Source organism: Saccharomonospora saliphila YIM 90502 (assembly GCF_000383795.1).
GTDB classification, from domain to species: Bacteria; Actinomycetota; Actinomycetes; order Mycobacteriales; family Pseudonocardiaceae; genus Saccharomonospora; species Saccharomonospora saliphila.
On the sequence record NZ_KB912656.1, the window covers coordinates 33,449 to 36,192 of the forward strand.

General features: G+C 72.4%; 3 protein-coding genes. All 3 read left to right on the forward strand.

Going from position 1 to position 2,744, the window contains the following annotated elements:
* A partial coding sequence (locus tag SACSA_RS22180; RefSeq protein ID WP_198009023.1) for a cell division protein FtsQ/DivIB occupies positions 1 to 427 on the forward strand: 427 nt, incomplete at its 5' end.
* A 414-nt stretch (positions 428 to 841) separates the two neighbouring features.
* The gene (ftsZ, locus tag SACSA_RS0109140) at positions 842 to 2,167 is read left to right on the forward strand and encodes a cell division protein FtsZ (protein WP_019815275.1); all 1,326 of its coding nucleotides are present in this window, start codon (positions 842 to 844) and stop codon (positions 2,165 to 2,167) included.
* 184 nt (positions 2,168 to 2,351) lie between these two features.
* Positions 2,352 to 2,744 (forward strand): polyphenol oxidase family protein (locus SACSA_RS22185; RefSeq protein WP_019815276.1); only part of this gene is annotated, 393 nt, incomplete at its 3' end.

The following is a 2,744-nucleotide window of genomic DNA, read 5'->3' on the forward strand; positions in this document are numbered from 1 at the left end:
CGAGGCGGCGGTCGCCCGGTCGTGGCCGTCCACGGTCGTCATCACGGTTCGTCCGCGCGTCGCCGTGGCCTACCACGACTCGGGAGAGATCTTGTCCGTGGTGGACGCGGGCGGCACGGTGTTCGAACGGGTCGGCCAGGCGCCGGACCTGCCTCGGCTCGAGGTGCCGGACCCGGGGCCGGACGATGCCCGCACCCGGGCGGCCACCGCGGTCCTGGCCGCGCTGCCGTCCGGGCTCGCGGACCGGGTGACGGCGGTGCGGGCGCCCACACCGGGCAGCGTCGAACTCGCCTTGACCGGTGACGAGACCGTGCGGTGGGGAGACGCCCGGCAGAACGGGTACAAGGCCCGGGTGCTGTCGGTGCTGTTGACGCGCGAGGGCAGCACCTACGACGTTTCCAGCCCGGAGTTGCCCACGGTGTCGTGACCCGCGCTCTGCCGCGACCCGCGGCCCGGCGATGGCGAGGTGGCGGTCCCGCGGCCTTCGCCGGTGTGAGAAGTTGGCGGGCATGATCCTGGGGGAGCGACCGGCGGGCCCGCGGGACCGGACCGTGTGCCGGCGACACCGGTGCGCCCCGCCGCCCGGTGCCACGCCGGGCACGCGGAGGCGGGCGTGGTCCGCGATCGTGTCCGGACGACCACGGTGTGGCGAAAGACGCCGGCGACACGCCGGATGGCTGCTGGATTCCGAGCGGTCTGGTGCTTACCGTCCACCAGCAACGTTGGTAGTTGACACAACCCTGAACCTCCACTTGAGGGTGAGGCTTTCCGGGAGCGGCACCGCCCGTCGACATCCAGCGCCGACGCACGACAGCACCACCACGATCAGGAAGGCAACCCGATGACGCCCCCGCACAACTACCTCGCGGTGATCAAGGTCGTCGGTATCGGCGGCGGCGGCGTGAACGCCGTGAACCGCATGATCGAGGTCGGACTGAAAGGCGTGGAGTTCATCGCGGTGAACACCGACGCGCAGGCTCTACTGATGTCCGACGCCGACGTGAAGCTGGACATCGGCCGGGAACTCACCCGTGGTCTCGGCGCCGGGGCTTCCCCCGAGGTCGGGCAGAAGGCCGCCGAGGATCACCGCGAGGAGATCGAGGAGGTCCTCAAGGGGGCCGACATGGTCTTCGTGACCGCGGGCGAGGGCGGTGGCACCGGCACCGGCGGCGCTCCCGTCGTCGCCCAGATCGCGCGCAAGCTCGGGGCGCTCACGATCGGCGTGGTCACCCGGCCCTTCTCGTTCGAGGGCAAGCGGCGTGCGCGCCAGGCCGAGGACGGCATCCAGGAGCTGCGCAACGAGTGCGACACCCTGATCGTCATCCCGAACGACCGGTTGCTCCAGCTCGGTGACATCGGCGTCTCGCTGATGGACGCGTTCCGCTCGGCGGACGAGGTGCTGCTCTCCGGTGTGCAGGGCATCACCGATCTCATCACCACGCCGGGGTTGATCAACCTGGACTTCGCCGATGTGAAGAGCGTCATGTCCGGCGCGGGCAGCGCGCTGATGGGCATCGGCTCGGCGCGGGGCGAGGGGCGTGCGGTGCAGGCCGCCGAGAAGGCGATCAACTCGCCGTTGCTGGAAGCGTCGATGGACGGCGCGCACGGCGCGTTGCTGTCCATCGCGGGCGGGTCGGACCTCGGCCTTTTCGAGATCAACGAAGCCGCGTCGCTGGTGCAGGAGTCGGCACACCCGGAGGCGAACATCATCTTCGGGACGATCATCGACGACTCGCTCGGCGACGAGGTGCGGGTGACGGTGATCGCGGCCGGCTTCGATGCCGGGGCCCCGACGCACAAGAAGCTCGATCCGGGCACCTTCGGCACCCGGCCCGCGGGCGGGGAGACCGCTGCGGGCGGCGGTGGGGCGTCCGGTGCTGGGACAGGTGAGCAGCCGCCGGAGCAGACGTCCGGATACGGTGGCTCGGCGGCCCGCGACGACCGCACCGAACCGAACAACCCAACGCCGCCGGTGCGGCGGCCCGCGCCGTCGTCGACCAGCGAGGGCTCCCACTCCGGATCGTTGCCCTCCACCCAGGGAGGTGACCGGGGGTATCCGTCGTCGGGTTACCGCACCCAGGGCGGCCTGACCGGTCGCGCGTACCCGGTCACCGACGAGGATTCCCGAGACGACGACGTCGACGTCCCGCCCTTCATGCGGCGCTGACCCAGTTCGCGCGGAGCCGTTGATTCGGCGGGTCGGCGGCGGGGCCGTCGGACGGTGGATCGACGCGGGCCCGCCGCGGCCGGGCGTTAGGCTCGGGGACGTGGCCACGCGGGCCACGCGGCGGCACGGGCCGTCAACGGGACCGCGTCGCCGGGGAGACCGTGGTCGAAGGGACTGGGTACTGGTGCGCATTCGTCGGGTCGTCACGACGAGGTCGGGCGGGAGGTCGAAGCCGCCGTTCGACTCCTTCAACCTCGGTGACCACGTCGGCGACGACCCGGAGGCCGTCGCGGCCAACCGCGAGCGGCTCGCCGACGAGCTCGAGCTGGGCCGGGACCGGATCGCCTGGATGGAACAGGTGCACGGCCGGGGTGTCGCGGTGGTCGACGGCTCGGAGGCCGGACCCGCCGAGGCCACGGACGCGCTGGTGACCACACGCCCCGGCCTGGCGGTCGCCGCCCTGGTCGCGGACTGCGTCCCCGTACTCCTCGGCGACCCCGAGGCTGGAGTGGTGGCGGCCGTGCACGCGGGCCGGGTGGGAGCCCGCGTGGGCGTGGTCCCGGCGGCGCTGCGGGTC